This window comes from Afipia dichlorophenoxyacetatis, from assembly GCF_055386385.1.
Genome location: NZ_AP029250.1, coordinates 2,208,504 through 2,233,438, shown reverse-complemented (window position 1 = coordinate 2,233,438; position 24,935 = coordinate 2,208,504). Strand labels below are relative to the sequence as shown.

Here is a 24,935-nt window from a genome sequence, read left to right as displayed (position 1 = left end):
GACAGTGATCGCGCGGAAAGACCGCGCCCTATTCTCCAACCAGCAAACGGCCCTACGCGCTCGGCCTTAAAGACAAAGGCTGAGCACCTTGATGCGGCACTCGCTGGATTTGGGCCGGGTCGAGGGAGCGGCGTCACGTTTCACCGCAACAAGAGGCTCCTTGTCTTTCTTGCCCTTGCCCTTGCCCGGCTTCGGCTCGTAATCGCCGGCGATCACCATGGCCCAGTAGGTGCGCTTGCCGCTTGCATCCTTGGCGCTCGCAATCCCGACGCGGGAGGCATTGCGCAACAGCAGGTTTTCGCGGTGCCCGGAGGAGTTAATCCACTGCCCGAGCGTTTTCTCGAAACTGTCGTAGCCGTAGGCAATGTTCTCGGCCGCGCGCCCCGCACGCGCCGGCGCGACCCGCGTGGTGAACGAACCGAGCACCTCATGACTGAGATCATCCTTCGCCGCCATCGCGCGCGCCTGCTCCAGCGCAATGCGGTCGAGGGTTGCATCACGCACGACGCGAACCTCGCCATGCTTGAGGCGGAAACTAGAAATAAGTTCGGCTGGCGACTCGGCGGCCATCGCAGGCGCGGCCAGCAGCAGAAAGCCTGCGATCACTCCGCCAACGGCACGACGTGTCATTGTCCCCAAGTGCCCTGCCCTCAAGTGTCCCTTGCTCCCCAAATCATCGCTAGATTTGGTCGCTTCTCCGTCAGGAATGTGGACCCTTCAAGGCACAGGCCGTGTGTTCTGGTCTCGGCGCAAAGTCGCCAAGCAGGCGCCTGGCGCTCCTAGCCCTTCACAGCGGGTGCCGGCGGCACCGGCAGAATAATTTCAGACGCGATCTTCCAGTCCTCCCCGACGCGAAGCCAGTTGATGATCATCAGAAACGGCTTGGCTGTTCCATCCTGCCCCGCATATGAGACCGTGATGTTCATCGGCACGTAAGATTCCGCTACGTCGCCGGTCAGGCTGACGACCTTGAGCTTCGAATAATCTGGCTCGAGCACGACCGGACCGGAGCTGCCGATGTCATGCAGTTTCTGATCGATTGCTTCGTTGCCCCAAAAGCCAGCCCAATTCCCTTCGGACGGGATCGCGCTCTTCGCGACCAAAAGGGCCGATGGCGATTGCCAGAACATGTCATGCAGAGCCTTGAAATCGTGCTTGTTGGCCAATTCCATCAGCTTACTGAACTGCGATTTGATCGCGTTATGGGTCGCGGCATCCAGCGGCTCAGCACTGACGGCGGGAGCAGCCGCGACAGCCACGGTGGAAAGAGCCATGATAGAAAGAGCGATGGCTGTGAAGGCAGCACGAAGCTTCTTGGACATGTCAGAATCCACTTTCAGGTTGAATGGCCGGTCGGCTCGCTCGCGTTACGAAGTTGCGTTCTCGCGTTACGCGATTGACGTTTCGAGACGCTCACATCCAACGGCCAAAACGTCCTCAGGAATTTTTTAGCTTGCACATTCGCGTAGCAAGGCTGTGATTTTCGCATCGAGATCTCGTGCGACGGCAAGCGCTTCCGGATTGCCATAAGGCAGCAGATAACTCTCCATCTTGTCATAAGAGACGTGCACGCCATCGGCACGTTCATCGATGAGCACTGTGACTGGAGCGTAAGATCCAGCATCGGGCACGTGCTTGACCATTTCTTTCATGATGAGCGGATTGCCGACGACAAGCCGTATGATCTTAGGCGTCTTGGATCCGGCTTCGCGACTCAGAATGTCGCCCAAGTTGAATTCCGCGAAGAGCATAAAACCCGCGCCACCGAGCGCGCCTTGCACAACGCGCTCCAAATCTGGGAAGGAAGTTGCCGCCTTCGACGCCTTAAAATATTCGACCATGTTGGGCTGTCCGACCGCGGACTTGAGCGCGGCCACAACAGTGTCGAATGGTTTTGAGCTCGTGAGGCTGAAACGCTCCACTTCGACTTTGGCGATTGTCATTTGTCCTCCGTAACAACTCTCATGGGTAAAGTGCGTCCGATCGCGTCGAAACGCGCGAGGATCATTCAGCCGCCTGTTGCGCTAGGAAAGTTCGGACGTGGCTGACGAACATCTCGTGGTGCTGAAACAAGGCGCCATGCCCTGAGTCCGGATAGAGGGCCAGTTGAGCGTTGCTGAGTTCCTTGAACATCGCGTAGGCGTTGTTCGCGGGCAGCATGGTGTCGTGGCTACCGCTGACCACAAGAGTGGGTTGGTGGATGGCGCGCAGAATGGCGTGCCCGGGATCAGGTGTGGCGCACCAGGTGATCAGCGCCTTGGCCTGCGGATCGGTCACCGCGCTGCCGTTATCAGTGTCCCGATCGTCCTGACGAACCTTCGCCCGCTTCAGGAACGCAAGGCCGGATGACTGGCTGGCGGACGACGGTGTGAAGAACAGCGGCAGGCGCGGGTCCGGCGCATCGGTTTGAGAGAACGCTTGCTGCAGAACCGCTAACAGATGTTCCTCTCCGCCTTTCGGCGCGGTGCCGACGAGGATGAGCTTGCGGACCAGCCGCCCCTGCTCTGCAGCGATCACCTGGGCGATGCAGCCGCCGAGGGAAAAGCCCAGCAGGTCGACTTCGGAGAGGCCAAGCGCGCTGATGAAAGCGACCGCGTCGCGTGCCATCGCCTCGACATTGTCGGGCGTTTGACCGGTCGAGCGACCGACCCCGGCGTTGTCGAATACGATGACTGGGCGATCGGTAGCGAGCGCGTTAACGACGGCGGGATCCCATGCATCCATGTTGCCCGAGAAGTGCTGCAAGAGAACCAGCGGCGTTCCGGTTGCGGGGCCGAGGCGACGATAGGCGAAGCGGATTCCGTTGCCTTCGATGTAAAGGGTCGGTGCCGATTCAAGCGTGGCGGCGTCCTTGCTCGGGATGTCGAGGTCAGTCATGTCATCCTCCGGATATTTGGTACGATCATTGAGTGGGACGAACCGGCGGTGCAGCGTTCGGACTTTCCTCAAGAAGGTCGTCGCTGCGTCCGCAGATTTGCTACGTTTGCGCCGGTCGCGGTTTGGTGCGTTCCGCATTCCATTGGGCAGGTGCGAAGCGCTCTCGGCACGAAGTGCCGAGAGCAGTCTTGTCACTTCGCGAGCGCGGCCTTTTCAATCACCGCGGCGACTTCCTTCGCGTGAACAACGAGCGAAGCATGGCTACCGGCGACTTCCGTCGTATGAGCCTTCATCTTGCCGGCAAAAAACTTCTGGGCCTCGGGTGCGATGACCTTGTCCTTGGTGCTGATCACGTAGAACGTCGGTTTGTCTTTCCAAGCGGCCGTATCGACCGGTGCCTCGAACGCTGTGTGGTTCAACGGAAGCTGATGGTTCGCCAGGGATTCGGCGATCTGCGGGGGAAGATCAGCCGCGACCGCCGAAGGAAACACCTTGGGATCGATAGTGAGGTTGCCTTTGTCGTCAGGATGAATCGCCGCACCACCTTCGGTCGCAGGACCACTCTTGGCGAGGGCCGCCAGAGATTGTCCGACGTCTGGCGCGAAAGCGGAGACGTAGACAAGCGCAGACACTTTGGGATCGTTACCGGCTTGCGTGATGACCACACCGCCCCAAGAGTGACCGACGAGAACGGTCTTGCCGTCCTGCTTTGCCAGTGCCTGTTTGGTGGCATCGACGTCAGCAGCAAGGGACGTGAGCGGATTTTCGACGAGCGTAACGTTGTAGCCCTTCTTCGTCAGGATGTCGGCAACGGGTTGCCAGCTCGTCTGGTCCACGAAAGCGCCGTGCACGAGCACAATGTTATGGGCAGCTCCCTTGGGCAGTTCGGCGGAATGGGCGGACCCGAGCAATGTCGTTCCGGCCAGGAGTGCAGTTGCGGCTGAGAGGAGGAGATTTCGCATTCATTGTTCCTGTTGGCATGTCGGACGAACACAGTCCGGGGGAATGGACAGGCGTTTCCAGCAATGGCGCGGTTCTTCCATTCTGCCGTTGGCGCAATGGTTGCCGCACGTGACGGCGGCCCGCCGCGACATGACCTAATACGAAGAAATCACGGACGGTAGAGCCCTATCGTCCAAGTATTGCGTCGGATCGTCCGCGGGATTACATCACCGCCATGGACATCCTCGCTGAAGTACTCGACCGCGTTCGCCTCGGCGGCACTTTGCTGTACCACTTCGAGCTCGGTCATCCCTGGAGTCTGGCGTTGCCACAACGGCCCTACGCCATGTTTCATTATCTCAGTCGTGGCTCAGCAACTCTCGCACTCGAACAGGGACGAGAATTCCGCATGACCGCGGGCGACTGTGTTGTCATCTCACGCGGCGAGCCACATAATATTTATTCAGATCGCGGGATGACACCATTTTCGGTTCTCGACTTCGATCGACCGTCGGCGGATCGTGGCGTCGTTCGTCACGGCGGCAACGCGCAGCCGCATACCACGATGATCTGCGGCAAGTTCACTGTGGCGCGGCCCTCAAGCGGCAGCGTGTTGGAATTACTTCCGCCCATGTTTCTCCTCAAGCCCACTGAGGACGGTGAGTGGCTTGAGGCGATTCTGCGACGCATGGTTATCGAGTCGGCGTGCGAGCGTCCCGGCCAGGGCGTCGCACTTTCGCGACTGACAGAAGTCCTCTTCGTTGAGGTTCTGCGAAACTGGATGAAGTCTCTTGGTCCCGGAGAAGGCGGGTGGCTTGGAGCGATGGCGGATCCACACATCGGACCAGCACTTCGGTTGATCCACGAAAGACCGGCTCAGCCCTGGACCCTTGATGACCTCGGGCAACGCGTTGGGCTAGGTCGTTCAGCGTTTTCGGCTCGCTTCACCAAGCTCGTCGGCCAGTCCATGTACCGCTATCTGATCGCGCGCCGGATGTCGGAGGCCGCGTTTTTGCTCGAAACCAGCGACGAAGGGATCGCACGGATCGCGACGTCTGTTGGCTATGAGACCGCTGCAGCGTTTTCGAAGCTCTTCCATCGACATCACGGCCTATCGCCTGGTCGCTACCGAGCAACGCGACGCTCTAACGGCGGCCAAAGGCACGGGGACGTTTCGGAAGCAGAAGTCGCCGATTGAGGTCCTGGCGCAAAGCGGACGTTTCCCGAGGTCCGCTCATGACTCACAGCGGACATTGCCAAACCTGTCAGGTTACCGAGAAAATGTTATTCGCTAAGTCGTGTAACTGTCGTGCCGGCTAGGCATAATCTTTGATCTATCTCAAAATCCTCGATGTTCATAGTGGGAGCTTCCCGAGGTAAATTGGAGGGAAGTGATATGACCAGATATAGGCTAGTTGTGCTCGCTGGCTTGGCCTTGTTGGTCGGCAGTTCCGCCCATGGGATGAATGCGCCAGCTGCTCTTCAACCGACTGAGCTAATCACGCAAGTCGCGGTCGGTTGCGGTCCCGGCAGGACAAAAGTGAATGGTGTTTGCGTCGCACGAACAACCGTGCGGCAAACACGACGCGCCGTCCGCAGGTGTGCGAGATGGCAGGGCGGAGCTTGCCTCTCGTACCAGTAGATCATGTCCGCATGGATCGGACGTGTAACGTTGTCACGATCTATTGGACCGATCGTGATCGTTGATTGCATTTCCAGCTTGTTGGTTGAGGCAGTCGTCCGGAATCTCCTTCCGGACAAGGCGATAAACGGCTCGCATGGCAGATGCCGCAAGGGTCGGTGCATTTGTCGTTTGGTTCTATCTGATTTGGCGCATCGTCAATGCCATTCGCGGTATCTACGGATCGGATAGCGCCCATTACCTCGAGGAAAGTCCGATTTGGAGGATTTTGCTGGATGTGACGGCACCTTATGCAATTGCGGCATTCTGCTTCGCGGTCTTGTACGTCTACATATCCCGCCGAAACGCAGAAGCCTTCTCGACAAGTCTTACGCTTGGCGACGCCCTGATTTCAGTGTTGTTACAATGACCACGACGGGTTACGGGGACATATCGCCCAAGTTGGGATTGGCGAAATTTTTCGTATGCATACCAATTCTGTTTTGTTTCTTTTACAACGTTCTCTTCTTTTCGATTTTCGCCGGGCTCGCGGGCCGGAAAAGGCAAAACTGAAATTGATGCCGCTTGGTACGGGTCAATGATTCTGATTGGCGGGTTTAATCTCGCCTTGTTCGCGGTGGCTGCGGCCGTTGTGGGATGTGGTTGTCGCCGTCGGTACGTTTGATCCAATGTTGGGCAATTGCCATAGAGCATGAGTGGCAATACGGCGATGACTAGTGAGTGCGTTCGCATTGCCGACAGCGAAGACACTGTCGGCTTATACGCTCGCGAACGATCGAAGCTGATCGGAGAGAAAATGAGGTGCGCCCTACAAGTCATGCCTTTGTTTGCTGTGCTTGGGACCTGCGTCGAGGTGCAAGCCATACCGTGCTCGTCCTATTACATTGCGGAAATCACCCTCGTATCACCGGCCGACACCGAGGCCGGGCATGTGCAGACCTTCGTTGGGTTTGGAGCATCGCAGGAGATTGCAGAGCAGAACGCCTTAGGATCCTGTTCACACATCAAGCTTGACCTACAGACGTGCCTGGAGTCAGATCGCGTTCTGGGTCCAAACAGTCTTTCGGATTCTCCCGGCAACTTCCTTCACCTGAAATACATGAAGGCCGTCAAGCGCATTACCGCATGCGATTAGTTGACTAGCTAAGCCTTATCTCAACGTCATCTGTCCAGAACTGCTCACGTGATGATCGCCGCTCACAAGACTTCCGACGTCTGCGGAAGCCTCGATAGACGGGTGAACCAATGGGGCACACTTGGTACGTGACCTTTCAAGTGCAAAAGCGAGGAACGCTGCCAAAGGCACGACACCCTCGCCTGACCAAGACATTCGAAACTGAAACGGAAGCCAGGAATTTCGCCCGCGAGAAATTCCATCGAGGTCTGGTGGTGACGGCGGGCACCCTCAATCCCTTCTCGCCCAAGCAGATTATTCCGCCAAGCATTATCGAGAGGTGGCTCGATACCGGGAGAGCCGAAAGGGATGAAGAGCTTGGCGACCCCAACCACACATCTCAAAGTATCGAAACATTGCCTCGGCCGAAGGATCGTTCGTGAGTGTTGCCATTTTGGTACATGGTTCTTTGAGTCGTCTCATTAGCGTTCGATACCAGTGTGGTGATTCAGAAATTCGCCCGGTCGCTCCCAGCGAACTTCCGAACCTGAACCACACTGACGCATGGATTGGATTGACTGATGTCCTCTCGAATCCAAAGTTCGCGACCGAGCGCACTGCACGATGAAGCGAACTTTGGATTCGGAGCACTAGCGACAAAGACGCGTCTGCAATCGATCCGCGTTTGATCAACGTGACCAAGGGGACAACTCATGAAGAAGTTTCTAGTGACTGCTGCCCTGTTGTTCGCGAGTGGCGGGATTGTCCCGTCATTAGCCGCCGACATGGCAGTAAAGGCACCGCCGCCGCCTCCGCTTCCAATGATGTACAATTGGAGCGGCTTCTATATCGGCGCCAACGGCGGATGGGGCAACAGCCACAACTGCTGGAATTTCGAACGTGTCGCCGGGCCAGTATTCGACGACGGCTGCCGGAATCGCTCGGGAGGCCTTGTCGGCGGCCAAATCGGCTACCGCTGGCAAAGCAATCAATTTGTATTCGGTCTGGAAGCGCAAGGCGATTGGGCTGATCTCAGCAACACCCGCGTGAGTCTGTTGGACCCGACGCTATCGACACGCGTGAAAACTGACGGTATCGGCCTTTTCACAGGTCAGATCGGTTGGGCGTGGAACGCAGCGCTGCTTTACGTCAAGGGCGGCGCGGCAGTGGCCGGCAACAAGTTGGAGATCCTTGATACAGCCAGCGGCATAGGCCTCGTCTCGGCGAGCAATACCCGCTGGGGCGGCACGCTTGGTGTTGGCTTTGAATATGGTTTTGCACCGAACTGGTCGATCGGCGCCGAGTACAACCATCTCTGGATGGGCGACGCCAACAACTCTTTCTCAGTCGTCGATCCGCGTCTGATAGGGTTCACCGGCAATCGAATCGACCAGGACATCGATATGGTCACGCTGCGCATCAACTACCGCTTCGGTGGTTACTCCCCACCAGTGGCGGCGCGATACTGATCAATTATCCGTACGTAGCAGTTTAAGCCCCGGCGTGCCGGGGCTTTTACTTAATGCCCCGGATGAAGGGCATCGTTGAGGTAGATGCAGGTCAGGATCGCAAACACATAGGCCTGCAGGAAAGCGACCAACAACTCGAGCGCAGTGAGCGCAACCGTCATGGCCAGGGGCAGCACGCCGCCGAGCCAGCCGATCCGGGCGAAACATGTCGGGATCGCCGCGCGCGCGCCGCTCCGCTCGCAAAAGCGATGTGGTCAGTTAAAGGAGAGAGGCGGCTCTCAGAGCTGCCTTTCGTCTGCACTGAAGCTCTATTGGCAGACCTGCATCAGCCCGTCAGAGCCTTTGAATGTGGTGCCGGGATCACAGGCAATGCCGTTTCGCGCCTTGTAGTCGGCCCATCCGCTGTAAAAATACCAGGGGCCATTTCCGTAGTACGCCCTGGGGATATAGAAGGGAGCCGTTTCGATGGCACCACCGATGGAGGCTTGGGCCGCCATCGCGCGGCCATAAGGCCTGGCGCCATAGTAACCTCGATTATCGAATCCGGTATCACCCACAGGACCACCATAGTAGGCCCGGGCGCCGAGTACTCCAGCGCCGTAAGGCCTGCCACGATAGTATCCCCGGTTATAGTATCCCTGATTATAGTATCCCTGATTATCGTATCTGGTATCACCCAAGTTCCACGGTGAGGTGGCAGCGACGGCGGCGGCCGTGCCGACCGCGGCAGCGCCAACGCCGGCGCCGACGACACCTGCGCCGTAGCCATACGCCCTCCTGTTTTGTCGGCGTGCGACACCAGCCACGCTCATTGGGGTTGCGGGACGACCGATACGCGCCTGAGCACTTTCGATCGACAGGGAGAGGCCGCTTTGCTCAGACCAGTCGAAGGAGAGGAGTGCCATTCCAGCGACGGTCGAGGTTGCTAATGCAATATTCCTCAGGTTCATCTGCATGGATCTGACTCCAGGGTTTTCCGCCCCACTCAACGATGCGACATCGTGTCAAGGAAAGCGTTGCGCTAGATCAAAGATTCCTCGATTTATCGCCTCTGCCGTAGAAGAGCACCTTGCGACACTAGACTGCGTCAAAGTCAATCTACAGGCGGTCGAATCCAACTCCGCCGTTGTCGCGTTCTATGAGCGGGCCGGCTATCAGGAACGGCTGATCAGTATACGCAATCTCCTCCGCCATTACTGAACGTCAAGGATGCGTTCACATCTGGAATTGGCCCGAAGCGGACGCTTCGAAAACTCGTGAATTTTTCTGACCGCGCCGTGCTGACGAACGCTTTCGGACAGACGAGCATGATCAGCCGCAATTCCAGATCGGCCCAATGGGAGTGCGCGTATAGCAAGGACCAAAGGTGCCGCCATTGTAGCGACCACCGTAAAAGCCGGGCCGGCCGAAATAGTGCCATTCGCCATCGTACCCGTAATAGCGAGGGACCGGGTCGATATACCAAGGGCGTCGGTGGCGGAGCGCCAGACGCTGCCTCGCATCTTTTTGGGCGTAGAGCGGAATGCTGTTGCTCAGCGGCTGATGATAGCCCGGCAGGAAGCCGTAGCCATGCCAGCGTGTCGCGGGCCGCTTGTGAACTGGAGCAGCCAGCGCGATGACCGACGGCAGTGACAGAACGATCGCGATGAATAGGCACATGAGGCGGGACATTCGCTCACGATAGAGATTCGACTGTGGGATGGCCATTCACATCCGAGTGCTCAGCACGCGCAGTTTAACGCGGCCACGACAGACTTAACGCAGCCAAGACAGATATGGGCATGCGTTGCAGGTCAAAAAATAGACTTCCAGGGAATGTCCGCCTTTGGCGCAAGCGGACGCCTGCCGAAGTCCGCTCATGACGCCTTTAGCGGACATGGCCTCATTGATCGCCCGACGTCAATCGAGCGATCAGGCGTTGGTGCCGCCATCCACGGTCAGGTTCGCGCCAGTGATGTAAGATGCCTCCGGGCTGGCGACAAACGCGACGAGCGCGGCAACTTCTTCGGCCTTGCCGTAACGATTCAGCGCCGTCACAGCCTTTTGCGGCGCCGCCCAATCGCCGGATGCCGGGTTCAGATCGGTGTCGATCGGACCGGGCTGCACGTTGTTGACGGTGATGCCGCGATCGCCGACTTCTCGAGAAAGCCCTTGCGTAAACATGCGGATCGCGCTCTTCGTTGCCGAATACGGCACCAGCCCCGGGGTCATCATGCGTTCGCCCACGCAGGAGCCGATCGAGATGATGCGGCCATTATTGTTCATCTGTTTCAACGCTGCCTGCGTGGTGACAAACACACTGCGGATATTGAGGTTGATCACCTGATCGAATTCTTCCAGCGTGGTCTCTTCGAACTTCTTAGGGATTGCGGTGCCGGCATTGTTGACGAGCACGTCGAGCTTGCCGAGCGCGCCAACAGTCTTTTCGACCGCGGCGTGTACGGCCTTGGGGTCGGTAGCGTCAGCCTGGATCGCAATCGCGGTGCCACCGGCACGTTCGATCTCCTTCACGACGGCAGAAGCTGCGTCCGCGCCCCTTGCATAGGTGATAGCGACCTTGGCGCCGTCGGCAGCCAAACGTTTTGCAATGGCAGCGCCGATTCCGCGAGAAGCGCCGGTGACGAGTGCGGTCTTTCCTTGAAGTCTTTTTGACATGCCGTTTGTCCTTGCTGGCGTTTCTGGAATCAACTGGCGGTCTTGCCGCCGTTGACGGGGATGATCTGGCCGGTGATGAACGCGGCTTTGTCCGAGGCCAGGAACGCGATCGCGTCAGCCAGCTCTTCGGGTTTACCTACTCGACGAAGCGGAATACCCGCGACCAATCCCGCCTTGCGGTCGTCGGATCCGGTGAAGCGGTCGAGCATCGCGGTCTCGACCGGCCCGGGTGCGACGGCGTTGACGCGAACGCCGAAGGCGGCCGCCTCGAGCGCGCCGGATTTGGTGAGGCCTTCGACCGCATGTTTGCTTGCGACGTAAAGCGACGCGTTGGCAGCACCCCGACTGCCCATCGTCGAGGAGATATTGACGATGTTGCCAAAGCCCTGGGACTGCATCACGCGCAGCTCATGCTTCATGCAAAGAAGTACGCCGAGTACGTTGGTGTCGAAGGTCGCGGCGTAGGCTTCCAATGTCTGCTCGGTAACAGGGCCGAGCGCGCCCTCAGTGCCGGCGTTGTTCACGGCTACGTCGAGGCGGCCAAAGCGTGCGATGGTCTTCTCGACCATCGCGCGAACGTCATCTTCCTTGCTGACGTCGGCCTTGATGAATTCGGCCTCCGGACCGAAGGCGCGAAGTTCCTTGACCAGTTTAACGCCAGCTTCCTCGCGACGGCCAGCGACGACCACGATCGCGCCTTCCCTGGCGAACGTCAGGGCGGCGGCGCGCCCGATGCCGGAAAGTGCACCGGTAATCAACACGACATAGCCAATCATGATAAACTCGCTGATGATTTGCGGGGCCTCGCCTCGAGTGGCTTCCCCCGGCCCCGCTTTCACAGCAATTGATATGCGGCCCGCCACCGCCGGTCCTGAAACCGCGCTGAAACATTCCGAAATAGTTCTGAAATTTTCCGCCGCGGTTCTCGTCTTGCAACGGCAATCGGCGGGGTGCAGTGTTGCTATACCTTTCAAACAAGCTGCCGATGCCGGATCAAAGAAAGTGAATATTCGCCCTCAAGACGTTGGATCAGGCGGCCTGAGCGCTCCCGATCTGGTCCAGATTGCCGATCTGACCCTGGATCTTCGGCGCGAGGAATTGCGCGACGGAACCGGTACGCGCGTCGAATTGCGAAATCGATCGTTCGATGTTCTCCGGCACCTCGTCAGGAATGCGGGGCGAGTTGTTTCCAAGGACGAATTGCTGGCCGCCAACTGGCCCGGCCTGACCGTGTCAGAGGATTCTCTGACCCAGTGCATCTCGGACATTCGCCGCCTGCTCGGCGTATCCGGCCGCGATGTCCTTCGTACCGTCGCGCGCCGCGGCTATATGGTCGTTCTGCCGGAACGTCCCGCCCAAGCCATTCGGGACATTTCGGCGGGACCCACGGTGGCGGTTTGGCCCTTCGAGTCCGACTCCAGCGTTCATCTGAACGTGCTTGCCGATGGGTTGACGCAGGAGATGGTCTCCGCACTGGGACGCTTCGGTGAGTTACGGGTTCTCTCGCGCAACGTGACCAAATCTCACAAGGAGCGTTTTCAAAGCACGGAGAATATCAGCCGCGAACTCGGGGTGGATTACCTCGTCGAAGGCAGCTTGCGGCAAGACGGCAAGCTGGCTCGTATCGATCTGCATCTTTCCGATGCGCGCACGGGCGCACAGGTCTGGAGTAAATCCTTCAAGGTCGACGTCACCGCCTCCAACCTGCTCACCATTCAGGACGATATCTCCGGCCAGGCCAGCGCCATGATCGGCAGCTATTGGGGCGCGATCGGGGCCGCCGAATATCGACGCATCCAGAACAAGTCGAGCGCGGAGCTGACGCCCTACGAATGCATCGTTCAGGGCGTGATCGGCGTCCCAACCGACGCCACCGTTCTGGAGCCTGTCTTCAAGGCGCGCGAGGGCCTCGAGCGTCTGACGCGCGATGAGCCGCGAAACGCGGCTGCCTGGGCCGCGCTGGTTCTCGTGTTCAATAGCCAGCGAACCTGGGGCTTTCCTTCGCCGACCGGAGAGGTCGGCAGCGTCGAGGAGCGGCTTTATCTGGCCGACCTTGCGGTTGAAGCCGCCAACCGCGCCGTCGAGATTGCACCGAATGATGCGTTCGTGCGGGGCCTCGTGGCCCGTGCCGCCTGGATGGCTTGCCAACCCGATCTGCTGCGCATCGAGACCCTACGTGCGATCGAACTCAACCCGAATGATCCGCAAAACCTTGGGCCGCTTGGCAACCTGATGGCCTATGCCGGCTTTTGGGATGAAGGCGTGGCGTTGGCCGAAAAGGGGATCGCGTTGACGGCCCCCAGCACTCCACGCTGGTGGTGGTGGGCGCTTGCGAAGCGAGGGTTTGCGTTGGAAGACTATGCGGGAGCTTTCGACGCCTTCCGCCGCTCCTACGTTGAGCAGCTATGGATCAGCCATCTCCACATGGCCTACACGCTGCCGTTCCTCGACCGGACAACGGAAGCAAAAGCGCATGTAACAACGTTGCTGAAGATGCGTCCGGGATTTTCAATCCGCGAAGCCGACGCTTATTACAAAATGTGGTGCTTCGCACCGTCTTATCGCGAGAGGATGTGCGAAGCGCTGGTGATTGCGGGGCTACCTATTGCGAGCTGAGTCTTGCCCTTAGGACTGCCGTTTCTGGCACAGAGCAGACTTTGCCCGGCCGTCGATCCACGTCAGCTTTTGACAAATGGTGTTGAAAAAGTCGAAAGCACTGCCGAGGCAAAATTCTTGCAAAGACAAACACCCCAGCCGGGCGATGCGGCTGGGGTGTCGGGACGCATTCCTCCGCGAATTTATATCCGCTTATTATCCGCGGGCATTGCGGCGCCCGCCGGCCTGCTGTGGACCGATCGCGTCAAAGGCTGCCTTCTGCTCGTCGGTCAACGATCCGTAGAAGGTGTCCATCGCCGCGCGCACACTCTTCACCGATTGCAGCATGGCGTCGAGCCGCTGGGCGACGAGTGCAAGCCGCGCCGGCGGCGTCTGCACATCCTGCGCCTGGTTCTGACACGACGCTTTCAGATTATCCGCGGCTTGTGCTGCGGCCGCCTGAAGGGCGTCGAGAGATTTGCGCTGCTGCTCGGTTGGCTTCACAGACTGCGCGATGGCATCCGTCGGCCACGCGGTCATCTGTGGTTGGGCCGCGTCACAGACTGCGCCGGTCGTTGCAGCGCCGGTTGAATCCGCGCGCGCGCTCCGCACCGGACGCTGGCCCGTGGTAGCCAGCGCATTGATCTTCGCCTTCTGCTCATCGCTCAAGAGGCTGTAGAACTTATCCAGCGGCCCCTGCACCGTCTGCACCGCGACGATCATCGCCTCGATGCGCTGCTGCATCGCGGCTAACCGGCCCGGCGCCGTGAGTGCAACGTCGGTAGGACAGGAGTTCTTGAGGTCTGCAGCCGCCTTCACCGACGCGTTGCCGAGAGCATCGAGCGCGGCGCGCTGCTCTTCATTCGGCTGGATCGCGTTCTGGAAAGCATCGATCGGCAGTCCTCCGATCACGCGGCTGTCGTCGCCGCACATTTGCGCGAGGTTGGTCTGCGCGCGGTTTGCCGAATCTGTCGACCGCCCGCCTCTCGATGGTGCATAGGCATTGGCGTCGAGGTTGCCTCCTCCCCTCGCGGCCGTGCGCGGCAGATAGCCCGCATAGCCCATCAGGTCATCATAGCCATAAGGCCCGAAGATGCCGGCATAGAGATCCGGATAGCCGTAGCCCCAGAACGCGTCGTCATACGGTGCGCCCCAGAAAGCGTAGTCATAGAAATCGTTATAGGCGAACGGCCAGAACACCGGGCCGACCCAACCGAAGCCGCCATTGCGATGGCGCCACCACCAATTTCCGCCGCGCCAGTTACCACCACGCCAGTTGCCGCCATGCCATGCCGCAGTCGCCACGCCCGCGGTGAGGAGCGCACGGGTGCGCGGATCGCGCAGCGCGCCACGGTTGGCGAACGCACGGTTGACCTGGCGCCCGCTTAATGAGCGTTGCACCGCGTTGGCGTTGCGGGTGATGTTACGATTCGCGATGTTACGATTCACGTTGCCGTTGCGTGCCGCCAGCGCGCCTGCCCCGACGCCCGCGCCTGCACCGATCGCAGCAGCACGCCCAACGCCGCTGAAGCGCGTGGGATTGCGTCCCGCATATGATCGCATGTTGAGTGAACGGGCACTACGGAAGCCCGGCCGCGCAAACGAGCGGTTCGCAAATGAACGGCCGCCGAATGAACGGCCTGCAAATGAACGGCCACCAAAATGAGGTCTCGCCGCAAACGAGCGGCCACCGCCGAAGCGCGCTCCGCCGAGATGCATGCCGCCGCCACGGAAGCCACCCATACGCATGCCGCCGCCATGGAAACCACCGCCGCGAAAACCGCCACCGCCGCCGTGGAAACCTCCTCCACCACCGCGAAAGCCTCCGCCACCGCCGTGGAAGCCTCCGCCTCCACCACCACGAAAGCCACCGCCGCCGCCGCCATGGCCGCCGCCGCCGCCGGGTCTTGCATAGGCTCCAATTGAAAGGACCATCGCGCAAGCCAGCACGGCAGCATATCCGATGAATTTCGATTTGAATCCGAACATGGGTGTCATCATGACACCTCCTCCCATGCAACCAAGGGGCCTCACTAGTGTGGCGTTCTGAAGTCCGCATCATTCGTGCGGCGAGTCCGGAATGCGGACTTCAGAACCAAAGCCACACTAGAACTATAATTTGCTAGAGTTCTTCGATTCCGAAGTTCGCAGACGAATGAGCAGCGGAATGATGCGAACTTCGGAATCGGAACTCTAGAACTTATAACTCCGGCATGCGACAAGTTGTTCCGGTCATCCAGTCGGGTGACTGCTTTCTTGACCGCTTGCTGATCGCTTTAGTTGGCCGATCCGCAGACAGACGAAGCGGCCATGATATCGCGGATGGCGATTGACAATTCGGCCTGCGTGAAGGGCTTTTTCAAAAGTGCTAATCCGCCTCCTGCGGGCATATCAGGAATGGCGCGCTGCGCTGTGTATCCAGAGGTCAAGAGCACCGGTAGTCCCGGCCGCAACGACGTTATCCTGCGAGCGAGTTCAACGCCGCTCATCCCGTCCGGCATGACGACATCACTGAAGACCAGATCGATCGCATTGTTGTCCTGAACGATCTGGAGGGCGGCATTTCCCGTATCCGCGGATACGACCAGATATCCCAGATCGTCCAGCATGCCGCTGGTCGTCGCCCGCACGGCGGCATCGTCCTCGACAACGAGCACAAGGCCTGTACCGGCTTCCGGGCTCGTCGCCGAGATGTGACTGATTGCAGAACGCGCCTCCAGCGACCGCTTGAGAAACACTTCGATAAGCGTTCCTTTGCCTGGGGTGCTCGCGACGGTGACAAACCCTCCCGACTGCTTGGCGAATCCGTAGACCTGGCTCAAACCGAGACCTGTCCCCTTTCCAACGTCCTTTGTCGTAAAAAACGGCTCGAAGATATGATTGAGCACGTCCGGTGACATTCCTATCCCGGAGTCTTCAACGGATACGACGACATAATCGCCAGCTGATGCGCCCCATTGAGAGGCGAGCGCCTGTTCGGCTTCGCAATTCGACGTCTTGATGATCAACCGCCCTCCCTGAGGCATCGCATCGCGCGCGTTGATGACCAGATTGAGGATCGCTGTTTCGAGTTGATGAGGGTCGGTCCGGCATTCCCAGAGTTCAGGAGCTCTGATGAATTCCAACTTCACAGTCTCGCCGACCGCCCGGTCGAGCAGATGCTCGAACGTCGAGATCAGATCGTTGACTTGAACGACTTCCATTCGCAGGTCTTGCCGGCGCGAGAATGCCAGAAGCTGCTGGTTCAATTTGGCTCCTCGGCCGACAGCCTGCCGTGCCGCATCGAGAAGCCTTGAAACCTTTGGATTGTCCGTTACGCGCCGGCCCACCATGTCGAGGCTGCCGCCGACAATCATCAGCAGATTATTGAAGTCGTGCGCGATACCGCCGGTCAACTGTCCGACCGCCTCCATCTTTTGGGCTTGCCGCAACTGTTCATCGACCTCGCGCCGCTTCGTGATATCGGCGGTGACGCCTGTGACACGCACCGGAGTTCGGCCATCGTAAAATGTTCGCCCTTTGACGTTGACCCAGCGAACCGATCCGTCATTTGCTCTGCGGATCCGATGCTCGAACTCAATCATCCCGATTGATTTTGCGCGCACGAATGCGTCAGTGACTTTGGCGCGATCTTCGGGAACGAAACAGTGCGTCAGCAAGTCAAGGTCAAAGTATGCGAAGTGCGTCTCGTTTCCAAAAATCAGGTCGTGGCGCGAGGAACACCTGATTTGATTGCTCGCCAGATCGAGCTCCCAAATTCCCATCTCGGCAGCGTCGAGTGTCAGCTGCAGGTTTTCTTCGGTCTTGCGCCGCTCCACGATCTCAGTGGCCAGACGTTCATTGGCCACCCCGAGTTCGCGCGATCGCATGCGGCTGTAAGTCAAATCCGTGACGATGGCGCAGACCATTCTCGGCATCCCGCTGTCGACCTTCAGATCGATGAGGGAGATGTTGACTGGAATGTCCGAGCCGGATTTGTCGACGATCGTGAATTCTCCGGCCGCACTTGGCCGGAGAACTGCCCCGATCAGGTCCAGAAGATTTGCACGCTGCGTCACGTCGAAGAATTTGACGACGGACTCTCCGATGAGGCTGTCGTGAACTTCGCCGACCAGCGTTGCGAAGCGATTGTTGCAGTAGAGAATCAACCCGTCCTCGGACAGTGTGACGGCGCCTTCCCGCATCTGCTCGACCAGAACGCGATACGGCCGGTCCGCATTTTCCAGGGCGTAGACTTGCTGACCATTGGCGCCAGCAACGACCACCGCATCGACTTCACCGATCCGGATGGCCTCAAGCGTCTCCTCAGCCTCGCGCAGACGGGCGATCAGTTGCTCGCCGCTGAGGGAGTCATAGCCGTCGGAGTTCTCGCGTGCAGGTCGATCATCCTTCATCGGATTTTCAATCGCTGGATTTCAAGGGTCTCAAGTCCAGGCCGGCTAAAACCTTCTCCCGATCTGACAAATCGCCGATAATCCGGCGCAACGGTTCCGGCAATATCTTGATCAACGTAGGCGTCGCGATCACCTGCAATTCCTTGGTCGCGTCCGGGTTTTCGTAAACGTCGACAACCTCGAGATCGTAGCGGCCGTGCAGATTTTCCTCGCAGATCTTGCGCATATTCGCGATGGCGCGCGTGGAGCGCGGTGTCGAACCGGTGATGAACAGGCGCAACTTGTAATGGCCTGATGGCCTCTCACCTGGTTCGCCTGTCATGCCGCGCTCTTTCCGACGGGTCGCAAGTCGAGCCCGACGATAACTTTCTCCGTGTTTGACAGATCTCCGATCATTCTCTTGAGCGGCGGCGGAAGCCGGCGCACCAGTGTGGGTATCGCGACAATCTGGTCGCCTGCCGCGAGCTGAGGTGTCACGACGAGATCGATCACTTCGAGCTTGTACCTGCCGGCCAGGTTGTCTTCACAAATCTTTTTCAGATTTGCGATTGCGGCGAGCGACTTCGGCGTTTGACCCGCGATATAGAGGCGCAGGTTATATTCTGTGGATTCGTCGACTTCGGCATTTTCATTGTCCATCGGTGACTCCGCGTTTCCTCGCCATTGCGGCGCGGTCGGACGTCGCCGAGGCGCTTCGGGTGTTTTGATAGTCGACAAGCTCTGAAACCTCGTCCTCCTCCGCGTCGAGTGCGGCTCGCATCTCTGCAATCTGGCGTTCGAGCGCGCCGCGTTTCCGCGATATCTGACGTTTGCGTAGCTCGGTCGACTCGTTCCGCTCACGCGCGGCTTCCCGTTCACGCGCCTCCTGGGCCAATCGCGCAGCCCCGGTCAACACACCATCGGGACCGAGATACGGAACGATCAAGTGAATACCGTCGTCGCGCAGTTCGTATTCCCTTATCTGCTTCGAATGGCTCATGCCGCGCGATTTCAGAACATGCAGAACGCGGTTGCGTTCACCATCGGCCTCGACATCATGCAAAGAGATCCATGTATCCATCAGCGATGAAACACTTCGCTCGCTTTCGTTCATTCTCTCGGCCACTGACGACAGGCTGGTGAATAAAGCCGTAATCCCCCGTGTTTTGCAGATGTCCGCGAGCCGGATGAGCGTCGCATGAATTTCTGTTGAGGGCCCGCGAAAAGCTGAGATCGGATCGACAACGATTGTTTCCGGCTTGAACTGTTCGATATCACGGTTCATGCGGGCCAGGTGCATTTCGAAACCGAAGAGACTTGGCCGCGCCGCTTCGAACCGAAGCTGTCCTGACTTCACATGTTTGCCGAGGTCTATGCCGACCGACCGCATATTCCGGATGATCTGGTCGGGTGACTCTTCAAACGCGAAAAACAGACTGCGCTCGCCCCTCAAACAGGCGGCGTCAACAAACGCGGCGCCAAACGTCGATTTTCCCGTTCCGGCAAGCCCGGAAATCAAAATACTTGAGCCTTTGAAATACCCGCCTCGACCTAACATGGCGTCAAGGTCTTTCACCCCGGTGGGAACGACTTCATCCGAGATGGCATGGGCGAGCCCGGCAGACGTGATGGGCAAAACACTGATGCCCTCATCGTCGATGAGGAATGGATATTCGTTGGTGCCGTGCGCGGAGCCACGATATTTGATAACGCGAAGGCGGCGCGTCACGACCTGATCCTGGGAGCGGTTGTCGAGCAGAATGACGCAGTCGGAAACGTATTCCTCGATGCCAAAGCGCGTGAGCTGGCCTTCGCCCCGTTCGGCGGTAATGATCGCGGTAACACCCTTATCTTTAAGCCAACCGAACAGGCGCCGAAGTTCGGCTCTCAGAATAGCCGTGTCGGCCAAGCCCGAGAACAGGGCCTCGATCGTGTCGAGCACCACGCGCTTCGCACCAACCGATTTAATCGCATGGTCCAGTCGGACAAACAGGCCCTCCAGGTCATATTCGCCGCTCTCTTCAATCTCCGCCCGCTCGATGCGAACGTAATCGATGAAGAGCTTCTTCTCGGCGATGAGCTCCCTAACGTCGAACCCCAATGAATGAACGTTGGCTGCCAGATCACCTTCCCGCTCCTCGAAACTCATGAAGACGCCGGGTTCGCCGAACTTCTCAATCCCGTTCACGAGGAACGTCATTCCGAACAGCGTTTTTCCGCATCCTGCGGCGCCGCACAGCAGTGTAGGACGCCCCGTCGGCAAACCGCCGAGCGTCAGATCATCCAATCCGCCGATTCCAGTCCGGGTTTTGGGGAGATGTACGGAGACTGCAGGCGCTGTGGCAGGGTCCCTACGATTTGGCAATGAGCGACCTCTTTGAATTACGTTTTGCAGGCTTCCTGCTGTTTGATGACTGGCCCGATGCCCGCGAAATCCGGGATCCGTCAAAGCGCTCCTTCAGCGCTGTTTCGAGAAAATTCGTCAATGTCCGATTTTCTTCCTTCGCTTTCATACGCGCGGTGGCAAGCAACTCAGGATCAAGTCGAATCGTGATTGGCTGTTTCATGAGCGCCACCGCAAGAAAATGTATTGCTTAGGTAATGCCCCAGCAATACAGGCGCAAAGCGATAAGTTTTTGGGAAGCCATGGAACAAACGCAGCAATTCCAAACATCGCTATGTCGCAATCCGGACAGTTCGCACACGAACGAGCAGCGGAATAACGTGAGCATGAACTTTGGAATTGATAACTCCACACACGAGACAAGGTGTTCCCATCATCCAATCGGGTAACCGCTGATCTGGGGGCTTGAGCGGAAGCCTTAGCCGAATAAAGCCTTGGTCGAATACTTTTGGTCGATTTCAGCGTACGTGGGCACGCGCCCTTGAATCACGCCTCGATCACGTGCCCCGGCGCAGCAGACCGTTTTCCACGTAAGGAGAACAACAATGGTCGCCCATCGATCCGGCAAAACGTCGGATGCATCTTCTCTGGCGGGCCGCATCAACCGTCGCCGTCTGCTTGGCTCGGCATCAACCATCGCCGCGTCAATGGTGCTCGCTACCACGTGGCCGCGGAGTGTAATCTCCCAGACACGGAACGCATCGCCCGAGCCACTCACGGCCATCGACACACTGCTGGACCCCGATCAAACGATGGTTCAGAGAGCCATGGCAGCAAATGCACGGTTGCTCCAAAGCTTTCCCAAAGGGTTCGTGCTGGGCGAAACGCATCAACCGCATATCTCAATGCTGCAGCGATACGTCAGAACGTCAGACCTGGATAGAGTCTACGACGCGGTCGGTAAAGTCTTGGCCGACGAGCACCCAGCGGCCTGGAAGCTGACCGCATACAAATACTATTTCATTCCCTGGAAAGAGATCGGCCTCGCGGGCATCGTCATCAAGCCGACGGATGATCTCAGGAGATTTCAGCAGAAGCTGATTGACGCCATCGGGCCGTTCACCGCCAAAACGGGAACGGCCTCTGCGTTCGTCAGACCTAAGGACGATCCCGAGATCAACAAACCGACGATCGACTACGTGGCACGGTACGTCCCGGATGACAGCGGCGCCAAATTCAATCCTCACGTGACCATCGGCGTCGCGTCGCAAGACTTTCTCAAAAAACTGCTCAAGGAAAAGTTTGACGAGTTTACGTTCTCCCCGACAGGATTATCCGTTTTCCATCTCGGCAACTTTGGAACCGCCCGGGAAAAGCTCAAGAACTGGTCGTTTGCTTGAGTGTGCCGACTCTTGCGGAGTCCGCGATCATTCGCGCAAGAGCGACACGCCAATCAATTCGGACAGGGTTGCCCGGCGGCGCCCCACAGGGCCATGTCTTTCACGTGATCCTCAAAAGTCCCCGGCGGCGTCGAGCGGCCGGCACCAGGTGCCCACCCACGCGGGATGAAACCGTTGAGCGACGCGTCGTGCCGCAAATGTTCGAGCAGAGCAACGGCATCGCGGCCGCCATTGCGTTTGGGATCCTTGAGTTGCGTACAGATCTCGGCGCCGCTCTTGCCGAACCAGATGAACTCGACAGGCGCAAGCTGCCAGTCGATGCCCGCGCGCAACGGCGCCGGTGCGGGATCGTTCGGCAGCGTCGAGGTCATGTGACAGGTCGAGCACGGGACCGTCTCAGCCCCGATGCGGCTCTCGCCGCCATGGATGTTCATGCCGTGCACGCGCGGCTTGGTTTCGCCTGCCGGCGTCCAGATCGGAACAGCCTTGGCGTCGACGTGGCAGTTGGCACACCGTGGATGTGTCACCACCGCCTCGATCCGCTTCCAGGCTTTCAGACCCTCGTCGCGGCTGACGCTGCCCGGCGGCAGTGCATCCTTGTTGGCCTCGTCTTTGGCCGCGACAATTCCCGTGAGGGCAGCAATCGATGACACCGCGAAGACGGCCGCGATCAGAGTTGTCTTCATGGCTCGCCCTCACACGAAATCAATGAATTTGTTGAATGGCATTTCGCGGATGCGCTTTCCGGTCGCCGCGAAGATGGCGTTTGCGAGCGCAGGTGCGGCAGGAGGCACAGGCGGCTCTCCGACACCTCTCACCTTGGGATCGTTCTCAAGCCCGCGCACTTCGATCACCGGACATTGGTAGATCCGCATCGCTTCGTGGTGATTGTAGTTGGTCTGCTGCACGGCGCCGCCTTTGTAGGTGAGCTCGCAGTTGATCGCGTGGCCGAGGCCCCAGACGACGCCGCCTTGGACCTGGTTCTCGAAATTGACGGGATCGACGACCTTGCCGACATCGGCTGCGATCCAGACCTTGTCGATCCTGATGCCCCGGTCCGTCATCGTGACTTCAATGACTTCGGCTGTTGGTGTGCCGAACGACTCGACGAACGCAACGCCCCGCCCTCTCCCGTTGCCGAGCGGTCCCTTCCAGTCCGACATCTGCGCGACCGTCTCCAGCACTTTGCGATAGTGCGGCACCGTGCACATGTCGATGCGTGCCTTCATCGGGTCGAGACCGGCCGCGTGGATCAGTTCGTCGATAAAGCTTTCCGTGAAGAAGCCGGCACTGGAGGCGCCGACCGATCGCCACGTGGTGCAGGGCGAGAGTCCCCTCGCCTCGTAGCTCGTGCCCCTGAAATTCGGAATGTCATAATAGACATTCCACAGACCCGCGGCCAATTGCCCGTCGGGATCCTTTGACGGCGTGCCCATCCGCTCGAGCAATCCGTTGAGCGGCGCGGTCGATGCCAGTTGCAGATCGGCCGCAACGATCTTGCCTTTGTCGACGCTGCCTCGGTGCCGGGCGATGGCGATCTGTCGCGGAATGTCCTGGAGGAAATCCTCCTCGCGCGAAAACACCAGCTTGATCGGCGTGTCGCGCATTTGGGCAACGATTTCACCCAGTACGCGGACGTTCTCGAATTCGAGACGATGTCCGAAGCTTCCGCCGGTCCATTGATTGTGGAACGTCACCTGCTCCGGCTTCAGGCCGGCCGCACCCGCCGCGATAGCCTGCACAGCCTGAGGGCTTTGATGCCCGACCCAGATATCCATTCCCTTATCGGTGAGAATGGCAACGCCGTTGAGCGGCTCCAGCGGCTGATGCGCGACATACGGCGCGCGATACTCGGCCTCGACGCGCGTGCCGGTCTTCAAGCCCGCTTCGATATCGCCGGTCTTCTTCCATTCCTTGCCGAGGAATTCCGGCTTGAACGAATTTTCCAGAACCTTCCAATGCTCGGCTTGCTCGGCGGGATAAATCGACGGCGCCCACTGACATTCGATCGTGTCGACGGCCTGCATCGCGTACCAGCTGTTGGTGGCAACGACGGCAACACCGGTTTTGAGTTGAAGGACTTTCTTCACCCCCGGCATCGACTGCGCCTTGCCGGCGTCGAACGACTTGATCGGCTGTCCCTTGTTGGGGTTCAGCTTGACGGCGGCATACAGCATGCCGTCCATTTTCATGTCGATGCCGAATTTCAATTCGCCCATCACCTTCGACTTCACATCGAGGCGCATCATCGGCTTGCCGACCAGGCGCCACGTGGATGGATCGCGCGGCTTCACATCGAGTACCGGCGGAATCTTGGCGGCGTCACTTGCGAGTTCGACGTAAGCAATCTTCGTTCCATTGGGCAGGATCACGTTGCCGCTCTGCGTGCGCAGCTCGGCCACCGCAACACCTGCGCGCTTGGCCGCCGTGGCCTTCAGCGTCTCGCGCGCGACCGCACCGGCCACCCGCAATTTTTCGTACGTATCCGGGATCGTGCTCGATCCGCCCGTCATCTGCAGGCCGGACTTCCGAAGCCATTCGAGTGTGGCCTCGCGCGCTTTCTCGGCTGCCGGGCTTTGGTCCGCAGCCACGAACGGCGCGAATTCATCCGCGAAGCCGGTGTTGAAGTAAGCGGGACTGGGCCCCGCGAAGCGGATTTCGAACTGGCCGGGATCGAGGTCCATTTCCTCGGCGATCAACGCGACCTGCGCGGAGCCAACGCCCTGCCCGATGTCCGCGTGTTGGGCAATGAGTGTGATTTTTTCCGGGCTGATCTCGACCCAGGCATTGAAGCTCGCGGAATTCGGCGCAAGGCCCCTGGCTAACGGATTAGTGGCGTCCGTACCAACAGGTGCTTCAGCATAGCTGTAGGAACCGAACGCGATGCCGCCGGCGACAGCCGTCGAGCCCACGATGAACGCGCGACGGGAGATGTTCTGCATGGTGCCCATCTCACTTCTCCGCCATCTTTGCCGAGGCCGCATGGATCGCAGCACGAATACGCGGATAGGTGCCGCAACGGCAGAGATTGCCGGACATCACCTGATCGATCTGCTCGTCGGTCGGCTGGGGAGCAAGTTCAAGGAGCGAAATGGCCTGCATGATCTGGCCGGTCTGGCAATAGCCACACTGCGGCACCTGATGTTGGATCCAGGCCTGCAGAACCGGATGCGTGTCTTTATTCTCCAGCCCTTCGATCGTGACGATCGACTTGCCGACAACATCGCCGACACGCGACTGACAGGAGCGCACTGCCGCTCCGTCGATCTGCACCGTGCAGGCGCCGCATTGCGCGACTCCGCAGCCGTATTTGGGACTTGTGATGCCGAGTTCGTCGCGCAGTGCCCAAAGCAAAGGCATTTCAGGAACGACGTCGATGTGATGCTTGGTTCCGTTGACCGTGAGCTCGATCATGGCGGCATATCCTTTAGCACATGATTGTTGTCATTGTTGTCCTCACCGGAACGGCTCATATAGCCGAGGCACCGGCGCGGAATTCCTTAACGAAAGTGTTGTTTGCACTC

At 59.0% G+C, this 24,935-nt stretch carries 25 protein-coding genes and 1 pseudogene; 8 read left to right on the top strand and 18 right to left on the bottom strand.

The window, feature by feature from the left end:
• Positions 1-66: 66 nt before the first annotated feature.
• The 5 genes from ACZ5C3_RS10485 to ACZ5C3_RS10465 form a co-directional block, all read right to left on the bottom strand.
• Positions 67-630, bottom strand: coding sequence for a CAP domain-containing protein (locus tag ACZ5C3_RS10485; RefSeq protein WP_464037460.1), 564 nt, complete (start codon positions 628-630; stop codon positions 67-69).
• 149 nt (positions 631-779) lie between these two features.
• Positions 780-1,322 carry a hypothetical protein gene (locus ACZ5C3_RS10480; protein ID WP_464037458.1) on the bottom strand — a complete coding sequence of 181 codons (543 nt, stop codon included), beginning with the start codon at positions 1,320-1,322 and terminating at the stop codon, positions 780-782.
• Positions 1,323-1,448: 126 nt separating this feature from the next.
• On the bottom strand, positions 1,449-1,943 hold the full coding sequence (locus tag ACZ5C3_RS10475; protein WP_464037456.1) for a DUF302 domain-containing protein: 495 nt from the start codon (positions 1,941-1,943) through the stop codon (positions 1,449-1,451).
• A gap of 61 nt (positions 1,944-2,004) precedes the next feature.
• Positions 2,005-2,877, bottom strand: coding sequence for an alpha/beta fold hydrolase (locus tag ACZ5C3_RS10470; RefSeq protein WP_464037454.1), 873 nt, complete (start codon positions 2,875-2,877; stop codon positions 2,005-2,007).
• Between the two features lie 191 nt (positions 2,878-3,068).
• Complete coding sequence (locus tag ACZ5C3_RS10465) at positions 3,069-3,839, bottom strand: alpha/beta hydrolase (RefSeq protein ID WP_464037452.1); 771 nt, start codon at positions 3,837-3,839, stop codon at positions 3,069-3,071.
• 215 nt (positions 3,840-4,054) lie between these two features.
• Between ACZ5C3_RS10465 and ACZ5C3_RS10460 the strand changes: the two genes are divergently transcribed.
• The 5 genes from ACZ5C3_RS10460 to ACZ5C3_RS10440 all read left to right on the top strand — a co-directional run bounded on the left by ACZ5C3_RS10460 (position 4,055) and on the right by ACZ5C3_RS10440 (position 8,044).
• Entirely contained in the window at positions 4,055-5,017 is a 963-nt protein-coding gene (locus ACZ5C3_RS10460) for a cupin domain-containing protein (protein ID WP_464037450.1), read from the top strand.
• 580 nt (positions 5,018-5,597) lie between these two features.
• Positions 5,598-5,870: a hypothetical protein gene (locus tag ACZ5C3_RS10455; protein WP_464038482.1), complete on the top strand. Its 273-nt coding sequence runs from the start codon at positions 5,598-5,600 to the stop codon at positions 5,868-5,870.
• The gene (locus ACZ5C3_RS10450) at positions 5,867-6,013 is read left to right on the top strand and encodes an ion channel (RefSeq protein ID WP_464038312.1); all 147 of its coding nucleotides are present in this window, start codon (positions 5,867-5,869) and stop codon (positions 6,011-6,013) included. Before ACZ5C3_RS10455 ends, ACZ5C3_RS10450 begins: the two co-directional genes overlap by 4 nt.
• 244 nt (positions 6,014-6,257) lie before the next feature.
• Positions 6,258-6,596, top strand: coding sequence for a hypothetical protein (locus ACZ5C3_RS10445; protein WP_464037448.1), 339 nt, complete (start codon positions 6,258-6,260; stop codon positions 6,594-6,596).
• A gap of 692 nt (positions 6,597-7,288) precedes the next feature.
• Positions 7,289-8,044: an outer membrane protein gene (locus ACZ5C3_RS10440; protein ID WP_464037446.1), complete on the top strand. Its 756-nt coding sequence runs from the start codon at positions 7,289-7,291 to the stop codon at positions 8,042-8,044.
• Positions 8,045-8,094: 50 nt separating this feature from the next.
• Here ACZ5C3_RS10440 and ACZ5C3_RS10435 read toward each other — a convergent pair.
• The 5 genes and pseudogenes from ACZ5C3_RS10435 to ACZ5C3_RS10415 all read right to left on the bottom strand — a co-directional run.
• Positions 8,095-8,235, bottom strand: a pseudogene (locus ACZ5C3_RS10435) (F0F1 ATP synthase subunit A); the annotation flags it as partial.
• 117 nt (positions 8,236-8,352) lie between these two features.
• Positions 8,353-8,949 carry a hypothetical protein gene (locus tag ACZ5C3_RS10430; RefSeq protein WP_464044690.1) on the bottom strand — a complete coding sequence of 199 codons (597 nt, stop codon included), beginning with the start codon at positions 8,947-8,949 and terminating at the stop codon, positions 8,353-8,355.
• A 406-nt stretch (positions 8,950-9,355) separates the two neighbouring features.
• A complete protein-coding gene (locus ACZ5C3_RS10425; RefSeq protein WP_464038311.1) occupies positions 9,356-9,715 on the bottom strand; it encodes a hypothetical protein in 360 nt (119 codons plus the stop codon).
• A gap of 240 nt (positions 9,716-9,955) precedes the next feature.
• Positions 9,956-10,699: an SDR family NAD(P)-dependent oxidoreductase gene (locus ACZ5C3_RS10420; protein WP_464037442.1), complete on the bottom strand. Its 744-nt coding sequence runs from the start codon at positions 10,697-10,699 to the stop codon at positions 9,956-9,958.
• Between the two features lie 29 nt (positions 10,700-10,728).
• Positions 10,729-11,475 (bottom strand): SDR family NAD(P)-dependent oxidoreductase, encoded by a 747-nt coding sequence (locus tag ACZ5C3_RS10415; RefSeq protein ID WP_464037441.1) that lies wholly within the window; start codon positions 11,473-11,475, stop codon positions 10,729-10,731.
• Positions 11,476-11,701: 226 nt separating this feature from the next.
• Between ACZ5C3_RS10415 and ACZ5C3_RS10410 the strand changes: the two genes are divergently transcribed.
• Positions 11,702-13,315, top strand: a complete 1,614-nt coding sequence (locus ACZ5C3_RS10410) for a winged helix-turn-helix domain-containing protein (protein WP_464037440.1) — start codon at positions 11,702-11,704, stop codon at positions 13,313-13,315.
• Between the two features lie 195 nt (positions 13,316-13,510).
• Here ACZ5C3_RS10410 and ACZ5C3_RS10405 read toward each other — a convergent pair whose 3' ends face one another.
• The 5 genes from ACZ5C3_RS10405 to kaiC form a co-directional block, all read right to left on the bottom strand.
• The gene (locus tag ACZ5C3_RS10405) at positions 13,511-15,295 is read right to left on the bottom strand and encodes a Spy/CpxP family protein refolding chaperone (protein WP_464044689.1); all 1,785 of its coding nucleotides are present in this window, start codon (positions 15,293-15,295) and stop codon (positions 13,511-13,513) included.
• A gap of 275 nt (positions 15,296-15,570) precedes the next feature.
• Positions 15,571-17,688: an ATP-binding protein gene (locus tag ACZ5C3_RS10400; protein ID WP_464037436.1), complete on the bottom strand. Its 2,118-nt coding sequence runs from the start codon at positions 17,686-17,688 to the stop codon at positions 15,571-15,573.
• 7 nt (positions 17,689-17,695) lie between these two features.
• Positions 17,696-18,010: a circadian clock KaiB family protein gene (locus tag ACZ5C3_RS10395; RefSeq protein WP_464037435.1), complete on the bottom strand. Its 315-nt coding sequence runs from the start codon at positions 18,008-18,010 to the stop codon at positions 17,696-17,698.
• The gene (locus ACZ5C3_RS10390) at positions 18,007-18,327 is read right to left on the bottom strand and encodes a circadian clock KaiB family protein (RefSeq protein ID WP_464037434.1); all 321 of its coding nucleotides are present in this window, start codon (positions 18,325-18,327) and stop codon (positions 18,007-18,009) included. Before ACZ5C3_RS10390 ends, ACZ5C3_RS10395 begins: the two co-directional genes overlap by 4 nt.
• Positions 18,317-20,032 carry a circadian clock protein KaiC gene (gene kaiC / locus ACZ5C3_RS10385; RefSeq protein ID WP_464037433.1) on the bottom strand — a complete coding sequence of 572 codons (1,716 nt, stop codon included), beginning with the start codon at positions 20,030-20,032 and terminating at the stop codon, positions 18,317-18,319. Before kaiC ends, ACZ5C3_RS10390 begins: the two co-directional genes overlap by 11 nt.
• Between kaiC and ACZ5C3_RS10380 the strand changes: the two genes are divergently transcribed.
• Together ACZ5C3_RS10380 and ACZ5C3_RS10375 are read left to right on the top strand one after the other, a co-directional pair.
• Positions 20,032-20,265 (top strand): hypothetical protein, encoded by a 234-nt coding sequence (locus tag ACZ5C3_RS10380; protein WP_464037432.1) that lies wholly within the window; start codon positions 20,032-20,034, stop codon positions 20,263-20,265. The two genes, kaiC and ACZ5C3_RS10380, sit on opposite strands and share 1 nt — an antisense overlap.
• A gap of 351 nt (positions 20,266-20,616) precedes the next feature.
• Positions 20,617-21,411, top strand: a complete 795-nt coding sequence (locus ACZ5C3_RS10375) for a hypothetical protein (RefSeq protein ID WP_464037431.1) — start codon at positions 20,617-20,619, stop codon at positions 21,409-21,411.
• A 53-nt stretch (positions 21,412-21,464) separates the two neighbouring features.
• Here ACZ5C3_RS10375 and ACZ5C3_RS10370 read toward each other — a convergent pair whose 3' ends face one another.
• The 3 genes from ACZ5C3_RS10370 to ACZ5C3_RS10360 are packed head-to-tail and all read right to left on the bottom strand — an operon-like array spanning position 21,465 to position 24,825.
• Positions 21,465-22,097: a hypothetical protein gene (locus tag ACZ5C3_RS10370; RefSeq protein ID WP_464037430.1), complete on the bottom strand. Its 633-nt coding sequence runs from the start codon at positions 22,095-22,097 to the stop codon at positions 21,465-21,467.
• Between the two features lie 9 nt (positions 22,098-22,106).
• Positions 22,107-24,362 (bottom strand): xanthine dehydrogenase family protein molybdopterin-binding subunit, encoded by a 2,256-nt coding sequence (locus ACZ5C3_RS10365; RefSeq protein ID WP_464037429.1) that lies wholly within the window; start codon positions 24,360-24,362, stop codon positions 22,107-22,109.
• A 1-nt stretch (position 24,363) separates the two neighbouring features.
• Positions 24,364-24,825 carry a (2Fe-2S)-binding protein gene (locus ACZ5C3_RS10360; RefSeq protein WP_464037428.1) on the bottom strand — a complete coding sequence of 154 codons (462 nt, stop codon included), beginning with the start codon at positions 24,823-24,825 and terminating at the stop codon, positions 24,364-24,366.
• Positions 24,826-24,935 lie beyond the last annotated feature (110 nt).

Bases quoted from the DNA above. Each gene is read 5' to 3' on its own strand.
- ACZ5C3_RS10485 (WP_464037460.1), bottom strand. From the start codon at position 630: ATGACACGTCGTGCCGTTGGCGGAGTGATCGCAGGCTTTCTGCTGCTG.
- ACZ5C3_RS10480 (WP_464037458.1), bottom strand. From the start codon at position 1,322: ATGTCCAAGAAGCTTCGTGCTGCCTTCACAGCCATCGCTCTTTCTATC.
- ACZ5C3_RS10475 (WP_464037456.1), bottom strand. From the start codon at position 1,943: ATGACAATCGCCAAAGTCGAAGTGGAGCGTTTCAGCCTCACGAGCTCA.
- ACZ5C3_RS10470 (WP_464037454.1), bottom strand. From the start codon at position 2,877: ATGACTGACCTCGACATCCCGAGCAAGGACGCCGCCACGCTTGAATCG.
- ACZ5C3_RS10465 (WP_464037452.1), bottom strand. From the start codon at position 3,839: ATGCGAAATCTCCTCCTCTCAGCCGCAACTGCACTCCTGGCCGGAACG.
- ACZ5C3_RS10460 (WP_464037450.1), top strand. From the start codon at position 4,055: ATGGACATCCTCGCTGAAGTACTCGACCGCGTTCGCCTCGGCGGCACT.
- ACZ5C3_RS10455 (WP_464038482.1), top strand. From the start codon at position 5,598: ATGGCAGATGCCGCAAGGGTCGGTGCATTTGTCGTTTGGTTCTATCTG.
- ACZ5C3_RS10450 (WP_464038312.1), top strand. From the start codon at position 5,867: ATGACCACGACGGGTTACGGGGACATATCGCCCAAGTTGGGATTGGCG.
- ACZ5C3_RS10445 (WP_464037448.1), top strand. From the start codon at position 6,258: ATGAGGTGCGCCCTACAAGTCATGCCTTTGTTTGCTGTGCTTGGGACC.
- ACZ5C3_RS10440 (WP_464037446.1), top strand. From the start codon at position 7,289: ATGAAGAAGTTTCTAGTGACTGCTGCCCTGTTGTTCGCGAGTGGCGGG.
- ACZ5C3_RS10430 (WP_464044690.1), bottom strand. From the start codon at position 8,949: ATGGCACTCCTCTCCTTCGACTGGTCTGAGCAAAGCGGCCTCTCCCTG.
- ACZ5C3_RS10425 (WP_464038311.1), bottom strand. From the start codon at position 9,715: ATGTCCCGCCTCATGTGCCTATTCATCGCGATCGTTCTGTCACTGCCG.
- ACZ5C3_RS10420 (WP_464037442.1), bottom strand. From the start codon at position 10,699: ATGTCAAAAAGACTTCAAGGAAAGACCGCACTCGTCACCGGCGCTTCT.
- ACZ5C3_RS10415 (WP_464037441.1), bottom strand. From the start codon at position 11,475: ATGATTGGCTATGTCGTGTTGATTACCGGTGCACTTTCCGGCATCGGG.
- ACZ5C3_RS10405 (WP_464044689.1), bottom strand. From the start codon at position 15,295: ATGATGACACCCATGTTCGGATTCAAATCGAAATTCATCGGATATGCT.
- ACZ5C3_RS10400 (WP_464037436.1), bottom strand. From the start codon at position 17,688: ATGAAGGATGATCGACCTGCACGCGAGAACTCCGACGGCTATGACTCC.
- ACZ5C3_RS10395 (WP_464037435.1), bottom strand. From the start codon at position 18,010: ATGACAGGCGAACCAGGTGAGAGGCCATCAGGCCATTACAAGTTGCGC.
- ACZ5C3_RS10390 (WP_464037434.1), bottom strand. From the start codon at position 18,327: ATGGACAATGAAAATGCCGAAGTCGACGAATCCACAGAATATAACCTG.
- ACZ5C3_RS10380 (WP_464037432.1), top strand. From the start codon at position 20,032: ATGAGCGACCTCTTTGAATTACGTTTTGCAGGCTTCCTGCTGTTTGAT.
- ACZ5C3_RS10375 (WP_464037431.1), top strand. From the start codon at position 20,617: ATGGTCGCCCATCGATCCGGCAAAACGTCGGATGCATCTTCTCTGGCG.
- ACZ5C3_RS10370 (WP_464037430.1), bottom strand. From the start codon at position 22,097: ATGAAGACAACTCTGATCGCGGCCGTCTTCGCGGTGTCATCGATTGCT.
- ACZ5C3_RS10365 (WP_464037429.1), bottom strand. From the start codon at position 24,362: ATGGGCACCATGCAGAACATCTCCCGTCGCGCGTTCATCGTGGGCTCG.
- ACZ5C3_RS10360 (WP_464037428.1), bottom strand. From the start codon at position 24,825: ATGATCGAGCTCACGGTCAACGGAACCAAGCATCACATCGACGTCGTT.